Origin of the sequence: Phenylobacterium sp. J367, from assembly GCF_024699985.1 — a bacterium.
Classification (GTDB): domain Bacteria; phylum Pseudomonadota; class Alphaproteobacteria; order Caulobacterales; family Caulobacteraceae; genus Phenylobacterium.
Genome location: NZ_JAJONA010000001.1, coordinates 2854615 through 2874955 on the forward strand (window position 1 = coordinate 2854615; position 20341 = coordinate 2874955).

Here is a 20341-nt window from a genome sequence, read left to right on the forward strand (position 1 = left end):
ATCGGTGCGCGTTACCCCTGGCCGAGCTGGGCCAACACTCTCGAACCGCCTCACCTGTTTGTACTCTCGCGCAGGCGTGAGCCGTCCGTCATATCGCCATGCATCGTCTAGGATGATCACCCCCCAGCTGTCACCTTGGTTTCCGCGTGGTTGAAACAGTGCGGGCGCACCAACTCGCTAGGCCAGTCCTCAGTGCCATCGATGATGATGATATCGAAGGGCCTATCCAGAGCCCGGACGTAGGGAGTGTCGCGATAATTAGCCGTTCCCAAGTCCGCGCTGGCGAGCATTAATTCTGCATTTTGAACGCCCCGTTCTGCGAGGGTCTTGGTCATGAGAGCATGCCACGCATGATTGTCCTCGACCGAAACGACGCTCTTCGCTCGCCGTGAGAAGAAAAGAGTGGAGCCTCCACTGCCATACTCAAAGACGGTCGCTTCAGGATTCACGTATGACTGTAAGAATTCGATCGATGACCAGGAAAACCAGGGGATCTCTGCATCCACAGGCCTCACGCGGAGGTGCCTTAGGTGTTTCGGTATCCGCGTAGGTGTTCCGGCCAAATCGAGCGCTGCCCGTACGGACTTCTCGATCAAATTTCCTTGCATTTGGGCGGCCTTATGAGTGGGAGATTGTGCGCTGAAACTCGGTCAGAAAGAGGTGTGACACTTCTGCAGTCGAATAACGTTGGGCAGTTAACTGGGCACTTGCAGAGAGCCGCGCCCTTAACGCAGGAGATCCAAGGAGGTCGCGAAGTTTCACTGCCAAATGGCCTTCTTGACGATGATCGAAGGTATCACCATTGACGCCGGCGACTAAGAAGTCCCCAAAGCAAGCAAGGTTTGAAACTAGCACTGCACAGCCGCATCCCATGGCCTCGAGAGGTGCAAGTCCAAAGGATTCGCCTCTTTCGGAGATCGACGGATATACGAAGATGCTCGATTGGCGCATGTGGGCGGCAAGCGCTTCCGGCGAATAGCTTGCGCCCTCAAACGCTATCCTGGGGTCACCAACTGCGAGCCTCCGCAGTTCAGCAAGATAAGCCGGGCCATCGCCTCCGCCGTCAGCGGTGTGCGGGCCAACGAGACGTAAGGTCCATTCCGGATAAGCATCTCGGACCTCGCGAAAGGCTGACACCAAGTGGTGCAGCCCTTTCTCACGAGCAATACGGCCAACATAAAGAATCTGGTTGCGGCGGAGCGCCTGAGGGGGATTGGGGTTGCGCAGAAACTCCTCTGCTACCGCATTAGGGAGGACCACCACTCGGTTTGCCATACTCGGTGTCTGAGAGGCTATTGCCGCCGCTACTGTGGTCGAAACAGCTTGTAAGCGAGTGGCGCGGCCGTAGAGGCGCATCTGCCCCTTGGGATACCGTGCGACGCTCACATATATTGCGCCAGCGCGGCGTGGCAGCAGAATTGGGGCGATCACACTATGGGTTATGGTGACATCCGCGGGGGGAGGACCCTTGCAGCTCGCAGGGCGTATGCGAAGTCAAGTAACCGATAGGCAATGCGGCTTCGCGGAGCATCCCACGACTTAACCCGAATATGATTTACCCCTTGGATGCTTTCGGAGGCAGGCCAGTCAGCGAATCTCCGCGAGATCACCGTTACCGTGTTGCCCGCAGCGGCGAATTCGCGACACAAGCCGTCAAAGATCCGCTCGACTGCGCCTCCTCTTGCCGGCGGCACCGGTAGGAAGGGCCCCATTAGACAGTTGATGCGCATCAGAACCTCGGTGGCTCTTTCCGCGGATTGGCGCGAGCACGAACCGCGCTCGCAGGGTTTCCCACGTAGATGGTCCAGGGCTGCAAATCGCGAAATGCGACCGAGCGAGCTCCGAGGACCGCCCCTTCGCCAACGATCACGCCAGGCCCAACCATCGCATCTGCAGCGAGCCATGCCGAAGGGCCAATGACTACCGGGGCAACGACCAGCTGGAAATTCGGGTCGTCGACATCGTGTGATCCCGCACAGAGGAAGGCTCCCTCCGACACAATTGCGTGGTCACCGATGGTTACCGGCGCCATGTTGTAGCAGTTGACGCGCCGGCCCAGCGCACATCTGTCGCCAAGGACAAGGTTGGGAGGGAACCAAATCTTTGCGCTCGGAGAGATTGCCGAAGTTCTTCGCACTTTAGCTCCATAAAGATGGAGCAGGAATAGGCGCCAGATGTTGAACGAATTCGGCGTCCATCTGGCGAAGAGCGCCCAAGTCACCCCCCAACTAAGGCGGGTGATCCTGTTCCGAAATGAAAAGCTGGGCCCGCCAGCAAGCGGTCGCGAAGATGCGGCTGATAAGGGGTGAGACATCAACCTAGACTGCCGATCGCGTTTGTTGGATTTTTCATCAGTCTCAGTATCACCAGATTAAATCCGAGACGCGATAGCCTGCATCATTGCAAGTGAGGACTGCCGCACGTCGAATTGCTGGCGAAAGAGGCCTCTCGCCGCTTGGCCCATGTCCTCCCGCTCAAGGTCACTCATTTCGTCCCACTCCCTAAGCATCTCTAAGATGCCTTGTGGAGTGTCTGCTGCAACAAGGCCAGCCTTGGCCCGATGGACCTCGCGCCATATATTGACCTTGTCAGTTATCAGAACTGGTTTACCGCAACCTAGCGCTTCAGCGACAACAATCCCAAAATTCTCCTGGTGAGACGGGAGGACGAATGCGTCGGCCCCATAGAATGCACCCCACTTAGCGTTACCCTGGAGCATCCCCGGCCAATGCACCCGATCAGAGATTCCCAACACAGCAGCTCGGCGCTTCAACTTATCCAGTGTTCCTTCGCTGTCGGGCCCGGCGATAACAAGGTCGAGTTCCGTATTCAGCCGACAGGTGGAAGAGAATGCCTCAATAAGCATGTCGCATCCCTTTTTGGGGTGAATGCGACTCAGAAATAGAATGTATGGCCGGGCACCTAAATGTGGGACACGCTCTGCGAAAGCGGCGAGTTGTTCTGGCGAAGCGATCGGTGGCGAGGCCGTGCCATAGCCTACAACAAGTTCGTAATACCCGAGCGGCCAGAATGACTTCCGTGCGAGAAGGCGTTCTTCATCAGTAGTGAATAGGACGGCTGCAGCTTTTCGCAAGAGCGGCCCTTCATTGAATAGCCAGAAAATCTGCTTTGCGACGTGTTTGAGTGGATATTGTTTCTTGAACCATGGATCGAGCATCCCGTGAGGGAATACGAAATACGGTGTCTTTGATTTTCGCAACGCGCGAGCAGCCGCCATCGCAGCAAAATTCCAGAGCCCATTGACTACGACTGCGTCGTAGTTGGACGCATTCTCCCTGAGCCAAGCGGTTATAGACGGTGAATAGCTATACCTGCGAAGGATTGGTCGAAGAGGTGATTTGGGAAGCGTCTTGCCTGTGGCATGAACCACTAGTGGAATTTCCTGGAGAAACGCAGAGCAAGGGTCGTCTGTCGTAACGATCTCTCGGGTCCCCCATCCCGCGGACGCCTCGTTCTGGCGGAGGATGCCTTCGATCGGACCTCCTCCGATCGGGTTCGCGCTTGCGATGACGTGGAGGAGACGAAGGGGTCGGATTGCGCTGAAGTTACTGTCTTGCTGCTTCGTCATTGCAACCTCGACCTATGCGGGTCGTCGTCCCGTTCGCGAACGGCGGCTAGCCAGGCGCTATCCGGACTCGTCGTGCGACCTTGCACGATAGAAAGCAGCGCTTCTGCCCCTGCTTCGGCAGACAAATGAGCACGCGCCCAGTGGGCTCGAGCACTGCGTAGGTCGGCTCTGTTCACGCCTTTCGCAACGGATCTGATGGCGTCGGAAAGTGCTCTCACCGAGTTCTCGGGCGCGACTCTCCCTAGGAAGGGGTGCCGCTCGATCACCAGTGAGGCGCCGACTCGGCGGGACACTACGGCTGGGGTGCCGCTGAGCAGTGCTTCAGTCACCACCGCACCCCAACCGTCCTTCCTTACCGACGGCAAGACAAGGACATCGATCGAAGCCATGAAAGCCGGGATCTGCTCCGACGGTAAGATGCCGAGATGCGTTACAGACCCTGGTCGGCGCCGTGCGCATCGCCCGAGCGCCGCCTCCAAGGTTCCGCTCCCTACTACCGTCAAATGCGCTTCCGGGAGTTGCGACATTGTCGATAGGAGCAAGTGAAAGCCTTTGGCTCGTTCAAGCCGCCCCACATATCCGATGTGGAGGGAATGCTCGCCTGCCGCGGCCGATAGCGAGGGGGTGTCTGGTCTATCAAGGAAGTAGGCAAAGGGGAATATTTTACCCGGGTCATATCCCGCAAGTCGAAACCATATCGGGCCTTCACGCCCAATCGCCAACACGAAAGAGGCCTGAGTGCGAATCCGACCCTCAGTCGCCCAGGAGTGCCCGAGGCGAAGGAACGTGCCGGCGCCATCCATTGCCCGCGGCTCGCTCATAATCCCGAAAGTATCTCCCCGTGTGAGCACCTCTTGGAGGCCGTGACTTATCGTCGACGGTCCGTGGATTCCTGAGAAAATGTGGACTGTGTTCGGTGGAGCCTCTCTTATCACTCCGCTGATTTGTTCCGGCGTCGGCGCAACCACGACCGAAGGCGTGCGTGCCCAATCAGAACGCCAGCCCTGGGCAGCCCGCGCCGCGGGAACGCCATCGTGGCTGATGTAAACTGCACCTGAGACGCCTCTGGATTGGGCCAAGGCTCTGAAGAGCGGCATCTTATGTTGGGAGATGCAGGGCTCCCAGAGGTAGATGTAAACCACGTCAGCACGATCGCGCTAGTGGTACTGCCTTGCGAGTCAGCCGACCGAGAGTCGCTTGCCAGTCCAAGATGCGGATCAGGCTCCAGATGGTAAGTTTCAGCAAGAGTCGAAGCGGATCGGGCAAATTCAATCCAACAAGAGCGCGGAGCCTTGCTTGATCGACTTCATAGGCATCATTTAATCGACCGCTGCCGCTGATTGACCCGGGGTAGATGCGAAAGCATCCAAAATCTACGTGCTTTCGTCTGAACTTATGTCCCGCCATGGCTAGGCGAAGGAACAACTCGCCATCCCAACATGTGCGGTTTGTCGTGTTAAAGCCGCCCACCGCCTTGACTGCATCCACGCGAAGAAAGGCAGCTTGCTGGACAATGACCGCAACGCCCAGCGCGTACAGAAGTGGGGTCATGATCGGCGCGGAATAGACACGGCGCAGAACTCGATCGTTCTGGTCGATTACCAGTCCGTGACCGTAAACCACAGCGAGATCCGGTCGGCGTTCCCATTCCAGCATCGCCTCCCGGAATGCACCAGGCAAGACGACATCGTCAGAGTTAAGGTAGTAGAGATAACGCCCCCTGCAGGCCGAAAGGGCCTTGTTTAGTCCGTCTGCTGGCCCATCGTCGGGAGTCAGTATGACCTGCGAAATACGGTCCCCGTAACTGGCTATTATATCGCGACTCCCGTCTGTAGAGCCGGGATCGACTACTATATACTCAAGGTCCGGGAAATCCTGGGCAAGTACCGAATCTATACATTGCCGAAGATAAGCGGCCTGGTTAAATGATATGGTGATCACAGAGATGAGGGGCGGTGTTTTCATTGTTGGCCTGCTCGACGCGGAGCCTCGACCGAGCGAGATTGCTGCAATACCCAGATTGCACACAGGATATGTACAGTCACGTGGAAACGGACATCCGCTCCGAAAGGAGAAAAGGGGATATTCCAAAGGAGCTGTAGAAGCGAAAATCCCACAAACGGGGCGGCAGCTGGCGGACAGTCTACGAGGCGAATGAGTGCGAGAGCACCCACTAAAAAGGCAGCAGCCCAGAACACCGCGCCGAGCAATCCCGCTTCGACCCAGGAACCAAAGAAGTACGAGTGAGTCGGTATCAGTTCAGAGTCTATGCCCACGTCTCTCGCGTTAACTCCTCGGGCGCGGAGGAGTACGACTCTTAGACCAACGTAGTATCGGTCCTTGGCCCATGACCCGTGTCCTAGCCACGGAGAGTCGGCGATAGCGCGCAACGTAACCAGGGACTCGCCACGCCCTCCCAAGATCACGCCCAAGTCGCCTTGGCTCTGCTGAACGTACTTTTCATGTGCCACAGGGCCCAGCGTCCCGTTTGAAGCAAGGATCTCATAGGTCTTCGCTGCCAAAAGGCCCCCGGCAATCACACCTATTACGAGAACCGCAGCAAAAATTGGTGATGCGATCCGAGCGCCAGGGCGTCGACGACGAAAAGCGTCCGCGATGGCGATCATCCCCGATGTTCCCAATAGCAAGGCGAACATCGATCGATAGTTAAGGAACAAATTTAGAGCGCCAAGCGCGAGTGGTGAGTACCGGACGGCTGCTCCCGCCGGGCCTCTAAGGCTCACGGAACTTGCGAGTGCGGTCGTCAAAAGCGCGACAGGAAGCGCAAAGCCAAACTTCCAGGGCTGCCCTTGCTGATAGGCGTTGGGGAACAGCGTGGCGGCGATCACCCCGGAGATGGCTAGGCCCACAGAAAAGGCCATGATGGGGACAATTCGCATCCGCGAGATCAGGGCGACGGTAACAAGGCCGGTGAACATGAGGGCAATTCGAGCCCAACCGCGCGCGTAGTCCACAAACGGGGTGTCTCTGACCAAATCGGACACGATCTGACCACCCAACCAAAGGACCATCAGGAGAAGCAAGGGAGCCAAATGTCGCCAATCGATGGAACCGAAACGCTTCCAAAGCACGATTGGAAAGGCAAGCGTTAATAGAAGATCGGTCCCGAACAGGGTGCCAATAGCTCTAATCTGGACTGCGGAGAGAAGCCCAGCAATCAATAGGATGATGCTGTCGCTGCGAATGCCCGGCATCACTGCTTGTCCTGCCAGTCGCGGACAACTCGCTCGAACATCCTTAGATGAGCGTCAGCTACAACACTTGGAGAATATCTTTCCTTGTAGCGACGCAAGGCTCCTAGCGCGAGGTCAATCCGCCGCTGGCGAGACGCGATGAGCGTCAGCAGCGCGTCAGCGATCATGCCAGGGTCGGGGCGTACGGTCAGGCCTGCGCCATTCCCAAGAAGCTCCCGCTGAACTTCCCAAGCCGGTCCGACGACTGCGCACCCGGACGCCATGGCCTCAACGTAGGTGAACCCGAAAGACTCGAAGCGGCTCGGCATTGCGAAGATGTGGCAGCGGTGCATGAGAGCGACGACGTCGGCCGGGGGCAGGGCTGCGTAATGCTCTATAGAGGTTCCGGCGGGGAGTGGGATCTCACCGTCTCCGAAGGATGTGACTATTGTGATGTGCAGCCTCCTTCGCGCGTCCGGAGGCAGCAGAGCAACTGCGTGTAACAATAGATCGAGGCCTTTGCGCTTGGCGTCACGGCCGACGAACAGAACGCGAAGAAGCTGATCGTCGAAATGCTTTCGATGCAACGAATCCAGTTCAACCGGTGTCAGGTGGGGCAGGAAAAACGGGACTGGATGAAATCTTTCTCCAATGTCGGGATATCGCTCGGCATGCCGGGACGCTTCCGAGACGGTGGAAACTTGGACACCTGTGGCCAGATGGTACATCTCGCTCTGCTCGTCATACTTACGCGCGATATCGCATTGTGGATGAGCAAAGAGCTGCATCTCAGGGTCGAGCACTGCATGGTGCCAAATTACAGGGATGTTCCGACAGTTCACTGGAAAGCGACGATGTGACAACACAATATCCGGGCGCATATTCACGACGCGACGCAAGTTCAAAGTGCGGATGTGCGGGGTGTAAAGTCTCCGCGCGAGTGGTGGGCAGATGCGACCGCCGATCAAAAACGCAGAGTCTACGATGTCGAGCGGATCTGATGGATATAGGAAGTCTACAGGGATAAACGTCTCCATCAGCCCCAAAGAACGCATGTAGGACCAGTCGGTATTGTTCGGTCGAACAAAGTATTTTGGCGTATCGACCAGCACGCGAAGGCGAGGATGGGAGGTCATGGTCGCTCAGCGCCTACGAAGGCCGAAGGAGTAGTAGACGCTCCGCCCTAGGACGGTCAGCGAGGTCATGACCGGCGCTGCGCTAACGCCAGCGGCGGAGAGCGCAAGTGATTTCGCCGTTAACAAGATTGGTAACGTGATGAGTTGCGTGCGCGCCTGCGTAGTAATTAAATTCCGAGAGTTGAGCGCCATGCCTTGGATCGTTGCGGCGCAAGTCAGCAGGGTAAATAGTCCGAGTGCTGTCGCGAGCGATGCTGATCTTTCGTACGGTTGTCCGGTCCACAGCTCAATAATAGCGTCGTGCCAAAGGATGAGGGCCAAGACAAGTGGAATAACAATGCCGGCCATTGTTGTGTAGGCTGCTAGCATCAGCCGTTGAGCTTCAGCCTTGCCGAGGTTGGCATTGCGCAATGCCGGCCAAAGGGGGAAGGCTCCGATCGAAACTAGCGCTGGGATATAGTTGAACAGACGCGCAAGGAGATCATAATGCGCGACCACGGTCGCCGAGTAGAACGCCCCAATCAGTGCATTGTCGAGCCCAGTTTCGACGTACACCCCGAGTTGGAGGACTGTAAAAGACAGCCCTGCTTTGAGGTCGGATCCCCAGTGTCGGGGGTGAGGAATTGAAAAGCCTGGTCTAAGCGCAGGAGAGTTCACGCCGAAGAAGTAGATCACGCATAGCCATCCAACGACCGCAGGTATCCCAAGAACTGCAAACGAGAAGTATTCGAGCGGTAGGTTCAGAGGCATCGCGAACCAGACGGCGGCTGCAGAAGCAATACGCGCTGCGGCGTTCCACAGGCCGGAAGTGAGGCCGCGCTGTTGGGCAAACAAGATGCGCTGAACTAGGCCCGTTGGGATGGATGCGGAGATTGACGCAACTGCCACGATCCAAGCGAAAAGGTGAGTACGTAGCGCAGGCATCCAAAAGGATAGGGTGATGAGCGCCGCAATCCCGATGAGGCTGGTCGCAATCGAGATGGCGCACAGGATCCACCAAACGCGATTAACAGTAGAGCGGATATTCTCCGGACTTTCAGTTGGTGAACTAACGACGTTAACGACTGCGAGAGCCAGCCCAAGGTCGGCGTAGCTAAAGAAAATGGTCGCGCTTAATATGATCGCCAGGACCCCGTATCCGTGCGGACCGAGCTCTGCCAGAAGCAGTGGAACAATGACTATCGAGGCGGCCAAATTAATGCCCCGAGTGGCCAAGGCGGAGGCGATGTTTCGAAGAAGTCGACCCTTTATTTGCATGAAGCGCGATTATTCTTCGTCTAAATGTTTGCGCTCAGAAAAGAATCGTAAGTTAGGCGGATACCTTCAGATAAGCTCGTCTTAGGTCGCCACCCCGTTGCGCTGAGAGATGATGAGTCCAGAAGCTTGCGCGGCGTTCCATCCGGCTTGGTCGCGTCACACGCGATCGCACCCTCGAAGCCCACGATGCGTGATACCATGTTGGCGAGTTCAAGGATGGTGACGTCGTCACCGAATCCGAGGTTGACGTGTTGATAGCCCGAATAATGAGTGAGGAGATGTACTAGAGCGTCGGCGCAATCGTCTACGTAGAGGAACTCTCGGCGAGGAGTGCCGGTCCCCCATATCGTTAGGCTGCGGGCGCCTGATCGCTTTGCCTCATGTGCCTTTCGTATAAGCGCGGGCACCACATGGCTGCTGTCGAGGTCGAAATTGTCGCCCGGGCCGTAGAGGTTAGTCGGCATCGCGCTGATGAAATCGCAACCGTGTTGCTTGCGGTAAGCTTGCGCCAGCCTGATGCCCGCGATCTTGGCGATCGCGTACCACTCGTTGGTCGGCTCGAGCGGGCCGGTGAGGAGAGCGTCCTCGGGGATCGGCTGTGGGGCGAACTTCGGGTAGATGCAAGACGAACCGAGGAAGAGCAGCTTCTCGACGCCGAACCGGTACGCGGCGTGGATCACGTTCGCCTCGATCATCAGATTCTCGTAGAGGAAGTCCGCCGGATAGCTGTCGTTGGCCAGGATTCCACCGACCTTCGCCGCCGCCAGCACGACCGCGTCCGGCCGGTTTGCCGCCATCCAGGCCTCGACGTCCGCCTGACGGTTCAGGTCGAGCTTCGCTCGGCCGGCCGTAAGGACCTCGCAGTCTTCGGACGCCAGGCGGCGCACGACTGCCGCCCCGACCATCCCGCGATGGCCGGCGACCCAGACCCGCTTGCCGGAAAGGGAAAAAGCCTCAGGCATATTTGGCGATCGGGTCGGAGACCATAGCCTTCAGATCCTCGCGGACCATCTCGCGGGCCAACTCGCGGACGCTGGTCTCATGCTTCCAGCCAAGCAGGGTGTGCGCCTTGGTCGGGTCGCCCAGCAGCAGGTCGACCTCGGTCGGCCGGAAGTAGCGAGGGTCGATCTCAACCAGAAGCTTGCCGCTCTTGGTGTCGTAGCCCTTCTCGTCGACCCCTTCGCCTTCCCAGCGCAGCGTGAAGCCGGCGTCCTCGAACGCCCACTCGACGAACTGCCGCACGGTGGTCGTCTCGCCCGTGGCCAGGACGAAGTCGTCCGGCTCGTCCTGCTGCAGCATCATCCACATGCCGCGGACGTACTCCTTGGCGTGGCCCCAGTCGCGCTTGGCGTCGAGGTTGCCTAGGTAGAGCGTCTCCTGACGCTTGTGGGCGATGGCGGCGGCGGCCCGGGTGATCTTGCGCGTGACGAAGGTCTCGCCGCGTAGCGGGCTCTCGTGGTTGAACAGGATGCCGTTCGAGGCGTGCATGCCGTACGCCTCGCGGTAGTTCACGACGATCCAGTAGCTGTAGAGCTTGGCCACGCCGTAGGGACTGCGGGGATAGAAGGGCGTCGTCTCCTTCTGGGGCACTTCCTGCACCAGTCCGTAGAGCTCGGACGTGGAGGCCTGGTAGAAGCGCGTCTTCTTCTCCAGGCCGAGGATCCGGATCGCCTCTAGCAGCCGCAGGGTGCCGACGGCGTCGGCGTTGGCGGTGTACTCCGGCGTTTCGAAGCTCACCTGGACGTGGCTCTGGGCCGCCAGGTTGTAGATCTCGTCCGGCTGGACCTCCTGGACGATGCGGATGAGGTTCGTCGCATCCGTAAGGTCGCCGTAGTGCAGGATGAGCCGCGGGTTCTCCTCGTGCGGGTCCTGGTACAGGTGCTCGATCCGGCCCGTGTTGAAGGACGATGAGCGGCGCTTCACCCCGTGGACGATGTAGCCCTTCTCCAGCAGGAGCTCGGTCAGATAGGCCCCGTCCTGGCCGGTGACCCCGGTGATCAGGGCGACCTTGCGCGTTTCGTTGTCCGCCATCGCGAGTCTCCTAGGCCGCCTGCCGGCGGCTCGTGTTCTGTGGGGCCGGCGCCTGCAAGATGAGGGCCGCCTCGGTGAAGGCCTCGATCCCGGCCGTCCGGCTGAGTTGGCCGGCCCGGTTCAGGCGCTCGCGGCGCTGGACAGGGCAGGGGGCTCCGCCGCCAGGGCGGCGATGGCGTCGGCCAGCGCCTGGCCGTCGCCCGGAGGCGAGAAGGCACAGCTGTCGCCCAGGAAGTCGGTGAGCTCGGTGCCCGGATCGGCGGTCACCAGGATGCGCTTGCCGGACGCCAGCATGCCCCCGAGCTTGGAGGGCAGCAGCAGATCCGCCGCGTCGCGCTCCTGGGGCAGGACGTGAAGATCGGCCGATGCGAGGAAGGTTCCGAACCGCGCCTCGGGCTGCAGGGGCAAAACCCGCAGGTTGGGAAGCGCCTGGGCGGCGTCTTCGAGGTCCCGGCGCATCGGTCCATCGCCCGCGATCACGAAGACGATGTCGTCCCGGTGGGAGAGCCGTTTCGCAGCCTCGGCGAGGACTCCCACGCCCTGCTTGGCGCCGAGGTTGCCGGAATAGAGCACCGCGAACTGGTCGGTCCGCAGCCCCAGCTCCTGACGATAGGCGCCGCCGTCGAGATCGGGGTGGATCTTGCTGAGGTCGACCCAGTTGCGCACGACCTCGACCCTCGAACGGGCGACACCCTTGGCCCGGACCTTCTCGGCCATGCGCTCTGAGATGGTCACGATCCGGTCGAACCGCCGGACCGCCCAGCGGTCGAAGGCGGCCGCTATCCGGCTCAGGACGCCGCCGCCGGACAGATGGCCCATGGCGAAGGCGGCCTCGACCTCGAGATCCTGAATGTGAAGGACGGTCCGAGCGCCCACCAGGCGGGCCGCGAGCAGGGCCACGGGCGCCACGAACAGCGTCGGCTCCACGGCGATGACCACGTCGGGGCGGCGCTTCAGGGCGTGCCAGATCGCCACGGGCGCCGAGCTCAAGGCGAAGGAGAGGGGGGCGAACAGGCGCCGGAAACCGCGCATGCCCGCGTGGAGATAGATCGGGCACCGGATCACCGTCGCCCCTGCGACCTGCCGGACGGTCCAGGATCGCGCCGAATGCCCGGCCTGGACCCGCCAGCCGGGATAGTGCGGCGGGGTCGTCACGACCGCCACCTCATGCCCCTGCGCGGCCAGGTGTTCGCCGATCTCGCCGGTGTATCGGCCCACGCCCGCCAGTTCGGGGGCGTAGTTCATGCCGTAGATGACGACCCGCTGCTTCAAAGTCTGCCCCGCCCCCGCAGAGCGCTCCGGACATCCGCCCGGAGCGTTTCTAGCTCACGTAGTACTTCTTGTACTCGGCATAGTAGTAACCAGGGTCACCGTAGCCGTATTTCGACTGTTCCTTCATATCCATCTGGGTCAGGGCGACGCCCGCAAGATGGGCGCCGGTGCCCGCAAGCTGACGGAAGGCGGCCTCGATCGCGTGTTGCGGCGTCTTGCGCCAGCGCGCCAGGAACAGGACCGCGTCCGCCTTCGGCGCCAGCACCCGGGTGTCGGCGACCGGCAGCACCGGCGCGGTGTCCAGGACGATCAGGTCGTAGCGGCTGCGAAGGTCGTGGATCAGCCGGTCCATGGCCTGCGAGCCGAAGACATCCCGCGGGGTGAAGGCGCTCTTGGCCAGCGGCAGGAAGTCCGCGCCGGTCTCCTTGTCGGGCGTGATCGCTTGCTGGAGCGTGGCCTCGCCGCTGAGCACCTCGAGCAGGCCGGTGGTCGGCTCGGCGTTGAGCAGGCGGTTCACGGTACGGCGACGAAGGTCGCAGTCGACCACGATCACCCGGGCGCCCTGCAGGGCCGCCGCGCGGCCGAGGCAGACCGAGGTCGTCGTCTTGCCTTCGCCGGGCAGGGCGGAGGTGACGGCCACCACCTGCACGGCCTCGCCCAGGCGTGAATACTGCAGGGACGTTTTGAGATTGCGGAACGCTTCCGAGAAGCCGGAGAGCGGCTTGGCGACGATGAAATCGATCGGGGGAGATCGACGCGCCGTCGGCCACCGACGCGAGCAGCGGCACCGCGCCCAAATAGGGGGTGTCCAGCCGGCGCTCGACGTCTTCGGCGGTCGTCAGGCCGGCGTCCAGCATCTCGGCGACGAACACCGCCGCGACACCCAGGCCGAGCGCCAGCGCGAGGCCGAGCGCGAGGTTCAGGGGGGACCCGCGGGGAGCTCGGCCCGCCCGGGATCTTCGCCTTCGAGACGACCCGCGCATCCGACTGCTCGATGCCCTGCTGGGTGCTCGTTTCCTTGTAGCGGTTGAGATAGCTCTCATAGAGCGTCTTCGAGGCTTCGGCCGTGCGCTGCAGCTCGTTCAGCCGGACCATGGCGCGGTTGTTGGCCGCCAGCGTGCCCTTCGCGCCGCCCAGGCTGCCGGCCAGGGCGCCGGCGCGCTGCCGCGACACCGAGGCGCGGGCCTCGAGGTTGGAGATGATCCGGCTGATCTCCTGTTCGATTTGGGTGTCGATGTCGGAGAGCTGGCGCTTGGCCTTCAGCATCTCGGGGTGGCGATCCCCGTAGCGGCCCTGGAGGTCCGCGACCTGGCCGCTGACCTGGGCGCGCTGGGCGCGCAGCGACTGGATCACCGGCGAGCTGAGCGCCTCGCCGACATCGTCGCCGCTCGAGCCGCCGGCGAGCTGGCGTCGGGCCGTCGCGAGACGGGCCTCGTCCTCGGCGACCTGCGCCCGGGCCTGGGCCAGGGTCATGTTGTAGCTTGAGATCTCCTGCTCCGTCAGACTGGTGCCGGACGCGCTGAGCAGGTTGTTGGCGATCTTGAACTGCTGGACCGCGGCCTCGTCCGCAATGACCTGCGCGCGGAGTTCGCCAAGCCGGCCGTTGAGCCAGTTGGAGGCCTGCTGCGTGGCGTCGAACTTCGCCTCGAGCTGTTCCAGCAGGTAGAGCTCGGCCCACTTGTTGGCGATCTCCGCAGCGCGGCCCGGAGACTGGGCCTCATAGTTGATGCGGATCACATAGGTGAGGCCGGCGCGCCGGACCTCGATGCCCGCCAGCGCGGCGTCGATCACACTGTCCTGCTGGCGCTGCAGGTCCGCGGGCGTCAGCTTCCGCGGCGGCGTCGCGCCCGAAACCAGCCCTTTGAGGCCGGCCGTCACGGCCCGCAGGCCTTCCGGCTTGCGCAGCGCGCCGTTGAACTCCGGATCCTCGTCCAGCTTCAGGGCCCGCACCACGCGGCCGGCGAGTTGCCGGGACTTGAGGATTTCGACCTCGGTGTCCACGGTGCTGGAGTCGGCGGGGAGGCCGGAAAGCACCGCCTCCTGGCTGGTGATGGTTTCCTTGCGAGGATCCAGCATGACACTGGCCGTCGCCGTGTACTTGGGCGTCGCCGACAGGGTTAAGAGCACGGCCCCGAGGAAGACCAGCACCACGATGGCGGAGAAGAGGCGGATGCGCCGGCGGAACGCGTTGAGGAGCCGTCTCGGATCGATCCGGCCGAACCCCTCCGCGCCGCTGAAAGCCGGACGGTCCATCGTCTCGAGTTCCGAAACGGGACTATGGACGTTCATCTGAGAAGCCTCGCTCACCCTTGCGGCCGCGCCCTGCAGGACATAGGCCAACGGCGGCCGGCGCGGGAAGCGCTGGCCGTGCGACGTATCGGCGCTATCCTAATGCTCAGAACTGCGCTGTGATCGTGGCGGCGAAGATGTTCTGCTTGAAGCTGTCGCCGGCGCCCTTGACCGTGTCGCGACGGTCGTAGGCCCAGCTCGCCTTGAGCCCGATGCTGCGGTTCAGCAGGTAGGTGGCGCTCAGGCCGGCGTTCTGCCGTTCATCCTTCCGGCCGATCTCGTCGTACTCGTCCTCGCCGTAGGCGGCGCGGGCGGTGAGAATGACGTTGCGCATCAGCTCGTGGTCGACGGTGACGCCGACGTTCGACGACAGGTAGGCGCCGGTGCCTCCGGTAGCGCTGTCCTCGACCGTTCGGCTGCCGTTGAAGGTCACCGTCGTGAGCTGGGTCGGGAACCACTCGACCTGGGCGCGGGCGCCGAAGCCGTCGATCTTCTCGAGGGCCGGGTCGTCGAACTCCTGTTCCAGGTAGCCGACCCCCACTTCACCGCGGGCGACGGCGCCGAGCTCGAAATTGGCGCCCGCCAGGAACTGGATGCCGTCGGAGTCGCGGTTCAGGGCGCCGCCGACACCGGGAAGATCGTAGTTGCGGTTGTTGCCCGTCACCTCGAAGAACACGGCGGTCGCCGGGCTGACGGCGTAATCCACGCGGCCCAGGAACAGATTGATGTCGCGGTCCCGGTAGCTCTGCTCGACGATCCCGCCGCCGATGCGGTCCGGGCTCTCGTAATCGAACCGCTGGTACTGATAGCGGCCCATGAAGCGCAGGCGGTTGACCGTGTGCTCGCCGATCAGATTCAGCGTCGACAGGTTGTACTTCACCGGTTCGGCCGCCGTGCCGGGGCTGTCCGGCGACGTGCGCGGTTCCGTCAGGTCGCCCCAGTCGAAGGAGCCGCGGATATTGGTGAAGCGCAGCAGGTCGAGGCGGCCGTTCACGCCCAGGGCGTAGTCGGTGGTGTTCTCGTTGTCGTTGTCCTGGTAGCGGGCGAGGACGGCCCGGGCATAGGCGCCCAGCGCGTGCCGCGACCAATCCGAGTTGAGGTTCACCTCGGGCGTGATGCGCCAGATCATGTCGTCGACCTCGTTGAGGTCGGTGGCGTAGATGTTGTCGTTGGCCTCGGCCGACACGGACAGTTTCGGATAGGCGAGGAAGGCGCCCATCCGCAGGCCGCGCGCCTCGTAGCCTTCGCGCGGTCGCTGCGACACCGCCACGTTGCGGTCGCGGGCGAAGAGGTCCGCCGCGTCGGTGGACAGCGCCACGCCCTGGCGTTCCGCGCCCGGCGCGGCGGGCTGGCCGGCCGGCGCCGTGGAGGGTTGCCCGGCCGGCGTCTGCGCCAGCACCAGGCTGGAGTAGCCACCCGCAAGGAACATGGCCGTACCGGCGGCCAGAATCCGCTTATCCCCGATCACAGAACTATCCCCTGCTCGTAAATTACGATGCTTGCGGCCGCCGAAGCGCCCGAGGACCGTCTCCCCAGTCGGCCCTAAGTCGAGAACTTAGCCTCGATAGATCACCAAAGGCGGCGTCGGCGTCGTGACCGGGGTCACAATGGTGCCGGTCGGAACCTGCGTCTGGCCCGTCGCCAGCTGCGTTCCCTGGGCGGCGGCGCCCAGTCCGCTGATCGCGCCCGCCGCGCCGGCCTGGCCCGAGTTTGCCAGGGCGGTAGAGGCCTGGGCCAGCGCCGTGTTGGCGACGGTGGCGCTCACGCCCGCGGTCGTCAGGGCCTGAGCCACGGCTTCGGCGGCGGCCTGCTGCTGCGCGGCCGTATCGCCGCCGCTGGTGGCGACAGCCTGGGCGACCGCGGTCTGGATCGCGGTGGCGACGATAACGGTCTGCTGGGCCTGCACCCCGGCCAGGGCGGCCGGGCGCCGCGGCGACCGCCGGATTGCTGTTGAGCGCCGCGGCCGCCTGGCCCATGGCGGCGTTCACGATGGCGGGCGTGGCCGCCGGCGTCGACTGCACGGCGGCGGTGATCGCGGCCTCGACGGCCGCCTGCGAGACGGGGGCGCCGGTGGCCGCCGCGGCCGCGACGACAACCTCGACGTTCACCTCGATGGACTGAGCCAGGATCGCGGCGGCGACGTCCGGATCGGCCGAGGCCGCTTCGTCGGCGAGATCCGCCTTCGCCGCGGCGAGGGCGGCTTGCTGATCTTCCGGTGAGAGGCCGGCCAGCGCCGCGTCGATGGCGGCCTTGACCGTCGCGGTGTCGGCGTTGGCGTTGGCGCGCACGGCGGCTTCCACCGCGGCGGCGGCCTCGGCCGTCGTCTGCGCGAAGGCGAGCCCGCCGATCGTCGCCACGCCGCCCACGGCGCCGACAACAACTGCGGCGCGAGCAACGGCGCCGATGGTCAGGTTGCGGAGAGTCATGAGAGCCACCACTTGCGCGAGAAGTCCATTACGGTTGCCAGTTCTTTAAGCCAGACCGTAACGAAAGTCGAATCTTCCGCGAGTTCTCGGGACTCTATTCTCGCCCCTGTGGCCGATGTGCTGAGTTATGTGACGTCTTCGTCTTAAGAACGTGCAACCACAGGCCGGCTGCGAACCTGCCGTCCGGGTTGGAGATTGACATCAGGATCTCCTGCATGGCCGTGGCGCGGCGGTCCACCGTCGACCAGGCCTGCACCTCGCGCCACATGGCCTGCCGCGCGCCCGGGGAGAGCTGCGCCCAGTTCTCCAGTCCGAACCGGATGCGCCAGGCCGCGACGTCGTCGTCATAGGGGATCAGGTCGTAGCTCTCCGCGAACAGGCGCGCGCCGGTCGGCGTCAGGCGCCCGTGCTCCATGACATCGATCTGCACCAGCTTGAGCCGCGCGCCGTTGAGGTAGGGCGACTGCTGCAGCGCCCGGGTCGCAAGCGCGCGCGCGCTGGAGGTCGGCCGGCGTGGGGGTTCGTTGAGTGAGGGCCTCGTAGGCGGCGAGATCGTAGCCGTAGCTGAGCCCAACCGAGACCGGCCCGACGCCGACCGCCTTTCCGGTGGACAGGCTGACGATCGCCGCCAGGGCCAGGGCGCCTGTCACGGCGGCCAGCGATGCGCCGACGAGGACCATGCGGCGGGGCGTCATCATCGGGCGGCGCTCTGCGAGGCGGCGAACTGGAGGCCCAGCAGGTAGGACCAGAACGCGGCCATGGAATAGGTCTCCAGCGCGAAGTCCGACAGCCCGTGGACGACGATCACCACGTCCGCGGCGAGCAGGCCGAACAGGATCGCCGTCATGCGCTGGCGCCTCAGGGCCCCGCGCAGGCTGAGCGCGATCACCGCGCCGACGCAGGCGAACATCGGCAGCGCGCCGACGACGCCGGTGTGCTCCAGCCACGTCAGGAAGACATTGTGCGCCGCCCGCACGACCCAGAGTTCGCGGATGTTGCCGGTGTCGAGCAGCGTGCGGTTCACGATGTCGAAGACGCCCAGGCCATAGCCGCCGACCGGCGCCGCGGCGAACGCCTCCCAGTGCGGCGTGAAGATCAACCGGCGGCTGGTGTCGGCGAGCGTCGTCCCGAAGGCGCGGTCGAGGATCAGGTCGCCGCTGATCGCCAGCAGCACTGCGCCGGCGACCAGGGCGGCCGCGCCGGCGAGCAGGGCCCGCGACCAGCGAAGCCGGCCTGCGAACATCAGCAGCGCCGCGAAGGCCACGAGGCCGGCGCCCGCGGCGAGGCCGCCGCCCCGCGAGGCGGTGGCCAGCAGGCAGGCGGCGAACAGCAGGGCGAGGCCCCCGTAGGGCCCGGCGCGCTCGAAGGCCTGGGCGCGGCGCGACCCAGACGCGCGGCTGACCAGCCCCCCGAGGCAGAGGGCGACCAGCATTCCGAACAGGGTCGCGGCCGTGTTCGGGATCAGGAAGGGGCCGGCCAGGCGCTGCGTGCGGATGTTCAGGCCGGCGGCGAAGGCGTCGGCGACCGACCAGATCGCCAGGCCGGCCCCCAGGACGAGCACGACGTTGAGCGACAGGCGCGTCCGCTCGTCGCTCCCCCGCCACCAGGAGGCCCAGGCCGAAGGCGACCGCCAGGCCGAGCAGCTTGATCAGTTCGATGAGCGTCAGCGACTTGTCGAGCGTGCCGGCGGCCGGATGGATGCGGACAAAGTCCCAGACCGGATGCGGCCCTCCGGGCGGCCACGGCGTCAGCGACCAGACGACCACGACCACGACGGCGGCGACCAGGCCTGCCGGCCAGACGAGGTTGCGGACGCGATGGAGGCCCCGCCGGGCGGAGGGGGTCGCGAGCGCCGCGCCGAGCAGGAGCGATAGGGCCAGGGCCAGCGCGAGGGCGGTCTGGGGAAGGATCGCGCCCTGCAGGGCATGGCCGGCGAAGATCAGGACGGGGACCAGGAGCGCGATCCAGCGCGCATCCCTGGCCCACCACCCGGGCGACCACCAGCGCGTGGCCGCGCGGCCATCGGATCGACTCTCCACCCTCGCCCCCGGACAGTTCCGGGGCAGCAGACCCTAACGGAGGCTGGCGAGCAAGAGTCTGGAGGTGTCGGGTTCGAGCTGCACGCCCGCCGCCATGGCCCAGTGCGCGGCCGAGCCGGCGACCTGGCGTTCCCGCCACTGGTAGCTGGTCTTCGTCCAGGGCAGCACCCAGGGAGTCAGATTGTCGAGCACGTACTCGCCGGCGCTGGTGTCCACGAGCAAGACGGCGTGGGTGTCGCCCTTGGCCGTGTGGACCACGGCGATCGACAGCGCGGCCTTCGGCATCCCGGCGGCGAGCAGGGCGCGCCGCTTCTCGAGCACATAGTCTTCGCAGTCGCCGTAGCGGGTCCCGGCCTCGATGGGCATGGTCCACAGCTCCTCGACGCCATAGGCCTCGATGTCGGTCTTCTGGGCGATGGCGCGGTTCACCCGGTCGTTGGTCCGGGTGATCAGGGTCCAGGCGTCCGGGGTCAGCTCGACCTTGCCGGCCGAGAGCTGGACGTCGGCCGGGCTCTCGGTCGGCGCGGGCGCGACGCTGGCGGTCGGCGGGCTCGCCGCCGCCGCGGCCGGGACGACCGCCGGGAAGGCGACCGCCGAGGTCGGTCCGGAACCCCGGGCCGACGCGGCGTAGACGCTGCTCCAGTCCCGCGCCAGCGAGGCCAGGATGACCGCCGCGCGCTGTCGGACGCCCTCCTCGCGCAGGGCGCTGAGTTCCGCCGGCGTCGCGCCACAGTCGGTGGGCAGGCGCTCGCAGAACTCCACGAAGCCGCGCGGCGCGGGCGCCTGCGGGCCGATGGCCATCGGGGCCGACATTTCGGGCGTCGTCGCGCAGGCGGCGGCCGACAGGCTCAGGCCGAGCGCAAGCACACCCTTCGCCAGGGTATTGAGAGAAGACACCACACCACACCCAATTTCGTAGTTGTTGGGTGAGTTGTGGCCCGAATGCTTTTAATGCCGCCTCTAGAGGTATGATGTAGTACTTCCAAACCTCTATGGTTCCAGCGCCGTTTACCGTAAACGTCGACTTAACCCTGTTGCATCAACTTTCTCGCGGCGTTAAGTATATTGAGGATGCTTGCAAAGGCGGCCGTGTGGCCATTTGTACCGC

At 63.6% G+C, this 20341-nt stretch carries 21 protein-coding genes; 2 read left to right on the forward strand and 19 right to left on the reverse strand.

The window, feature by feature from the left end; genetic code table 11:
* Positions 1-116: 116 nt before the first annotated feature.
* The 16 genes from LRS04_RS15310 to LRS04_RS15375 form a co-directional block, all read right to left on the reverse strand.
* Positions 117-506, reverse strand: coding sequence for a hypothetical protein (locus LRS04_RS15310; protein ID WP_257817089.1), 390 nt, complete (start codon positions 504-506; stop codon positions 117-119).
* Between the two features lie 112 nt (positions 507-618).
* Positions 619-1356: a glycosyltransferase family 4 protein gene (locus tag LRS04_RS15315; RefSeq protein WP_257817090.1), complete on the reverse strand. Its 738-nt coding sequence runs from the start codon at positions 1354-1356 to the stop codon at positions 619-621.
* A 373-nt stretch (positions 1357-1729) separates the two neighbouring features.
* Positions 1730-2314: a colanic acid biosynthesis acetyltransferase WcaF gene (locus tag LRS04_RS28060; RefSeq protein ID WP_374576565.1), complete on the reverse strand. Its 585-nt coding sequence runs from the start codon at positions 2312-2314 to the stop codon at positions 1730-1732.
* A 57-nt stretch (positions 2315-2371) separates the two neighbouring features.
* Entirely contained in the window at positions 2372-3589 is a 1218-nt protein-coding gene (locus LRS04_RS15320; RefSeq protein WP_257817091.1) for a glycosyltransferase, read from the reverse strand.
* Complete coding sequence (locus tag LRS04_RS28065; RefSeq protein WP_374577210.1) at positions 3586-4686, reverse strand: glycosyltransferase family 4 protein; 1101 nt, start codon at positions 4684-4686, stop codon at positions 3586-3588. Before LRS04_RS28065 ends, LRS04_RS15320 begins: the two co-directional genes overlap by 4 nt.
* 46 nt (positions 4687-4732) lie before the next feature.
* The gene (locus tag LRS04_RS15325) at positions 4733-5554 is read right to left on the reverse strand and encodes a glycosyltransferase family 2 protein (RefSeq protein WP_257817092.1); all 822 of its coding nucleotides are present in this window, start codon (positions 5552-5554) and stop codon (positions 4733-4735) included.
* On the reverse strand, positions 5551-6804 hold the full coding sequence (locus LRS04_RS15330) for a hypothetical protein (RefSeq protein ID WP_257817093.1): 1254 nt from the start codon (positions 6802-6804) through the stop codon (positions 5551-5553). Before LRS04_RS15330 ends, LRS04_RS15325 begins: the two co-directional genes overlap by 4 nt.
* Complete coding sequence (locus tag LRS04_RS15335; protein ID WP_257817094.1) at positions 6804-7919, reverse strand: glycosyltransferase family 4 protein; 1116 nt, start codon at positions 7917-7919, stop codon at positions 6804-6806. The genes LRS04_RS15330 and LRS04_RS15335 overlap by 1 nt, the downstream gene beginning before the upstream one ends.
* Before the next feature lie 6 nt (positions 7920-7925).
* Positions 7926-9176: a lipopolysaccharide biosynthesis protein gene (locus LRS04_RS15340; protein WP_257817095.1), complete on the reverse strand. Its 1251-nt coding sequence runs from the start codon at positions 9174-9176 to the stop codon at positions 7926-7928.
* A gap of 20 nt (positions 9177-9196) precedes the next feature.
* Positions 9197-10138, reverse strand: a complete 942-nt coding sequence (locus tag LRS04_RS15345; RefSeq protein ID WP_257817096.1) for a GDP-L-fucose synthase — start codon at positions 10136-10138, stop codon at positions 9197-9199.
* On the reverse strand, positions 10131-11207 hold the full coding sequence (gmd, locus tag LRS04_RS15350; RefSeq protein ID WP_257817097.1) for a GDP-mannose 4,6-dehydratase: 1077 nt from the start codon (positions 11205-11207) through the stop codon (positions 10131-10133). The genes LRS04_RS15345 and gmd overlap by 8 nt, the downstream gene beginning before the upstream one ends.
* A 120-nt stretch (positions 11208-11327) precedes the next feature.
* Positions 11328-12479: a WcaI family glycosyltransferase gene (locus tag LRS04_RS15355; protein WP_257817098.1), complete on the reverse strand. Its 1152-nt coding sequence runs from the start codon at positions 12477-12479 to the stop codon at positions 11328-11330.
* 49 nt (positions 12480-12528) lie between these two features.
* Complete coding sequence (locus LRS04_RS15360) at positions 12529-13128, reverse strand: CpsD/CapB family tyrosine-protein kinase (RefSeq protein WP_308238154.1); 600 nt, start codon at positions 13126-13128, stop codon at positions 12529-12531.
* A complete protein-coding gene (locus LRS04_RS15365) occupies positions 13029-14732 on the reverse strand; it encodes a GumC family protein (RefSeq protein WP_257817099.1) in 1704 nt (567 codons plus the stop codon). The genes LRS04_RS15360 and LRS04_RS15365 overlap by 100 nt, the downstream gene beginning before the upstream one ends.
* Before the next feature lie 142 nt (positions 14733-14874).
* A complete protein-coding gene (locus tag LRS04_RS15370) occupies positions 14875-16236 on the reverse strand; it encodes an outer membrane beta-barrel protein (protein ID WP_257817100.1) in 1362 nt (453 codons plus the stop codon).
* An 87-nt stretch (positions 16237-16323) separates the two neighbouring features.
* Entirely contained in the window at positions 16324-16674 is a 351-nt protein-coding gene (locus tag LRS04_RS15375) for a hypothetical protein (protein WP_257817101.1), read from the reverse strand.
* A 68-nt stretch (positions 16675-16742) separates the two neighbouring features.
* Here LRS04_RS15375 and LRS04_RS15380 point away from each other — a divergent pair, with 68 nt between their 5' ends.
* Positions 16743-16889, forward strand: a complete 147-nt coding sequence (locus tag LRS04_RS15380; RefSeq protein WP_257817102.1) for a hypothetical protein — start codon at positions 16743-16745, stop codon at positions 16887-16889.
* A 399-nt stretch (positions 16890-17288) separates the two neighbouring features.
* Here LRS04_RS15380 and LRS04_RS15385 read toward each other — a convergent pair whose 3' ends face one another.
* Together LRS04_RS15385 and LRS04_RS15390 are read right to left on the reverse strand one after the other, a co-directional pair.
* Positions 17289-17624 (reverse strand): hypothetical protein, encoded by a 336-nt coding sequence (locus tag LRS04_RS15385; RefSeq protein WP_257817103.1) that lies wholly within the window; start codon positions 17622-17624, stop codon positions 17289-17291.
* A 264-nt stretch (positions 17625-17888) separates the two neighbouring features.
* Positions 17889-18755: an O-antigen ligase gene (locus LRS04_RS15390; protein ID WP_257817104.1), complete on the reverse strand. Its 867-nt coding sequence runs from the start codon at positions 18753-18755 to the stop codon at positions 17889-17891.
* 4 nt (positions 18756-18759) lie between these two features.
* On the opposite strand from LRS04_RS15390, the gene LRS04_RS15395 reads away from it, so the two are divergent.
* On the forward strand, positions 18760-19068 hold the full coding sequence (locus LRS04_RS15395; protein ID WP_257817105.1) for a hypothetical protein: 309 nt from the start codon (positions 18760-18762) through the stop codon (positions 19066-19068).
* Between the two features lie 198 nt (positions 19069-19266).
* On the opposite strand, the gene LRS04_RS15400 is transcribed toward LRS04_RS15395, so the two are convergent.
* Positions 19267-20130 carry a transglutaminase-like cysteine peptidase gene (locus tag LRS04_RS15400; RefSeq protein ID WP_257817106.1) on the reverse strand — a complete coding sequence of 288 codons (864 nt, stop codon included), beginning with the start codon at positions 20128-20130 and terminating at the stop codon, positions 19267-19269.
* Between the last annotated feature and the right edge of the window lie 211 nt (positions 20131-20341).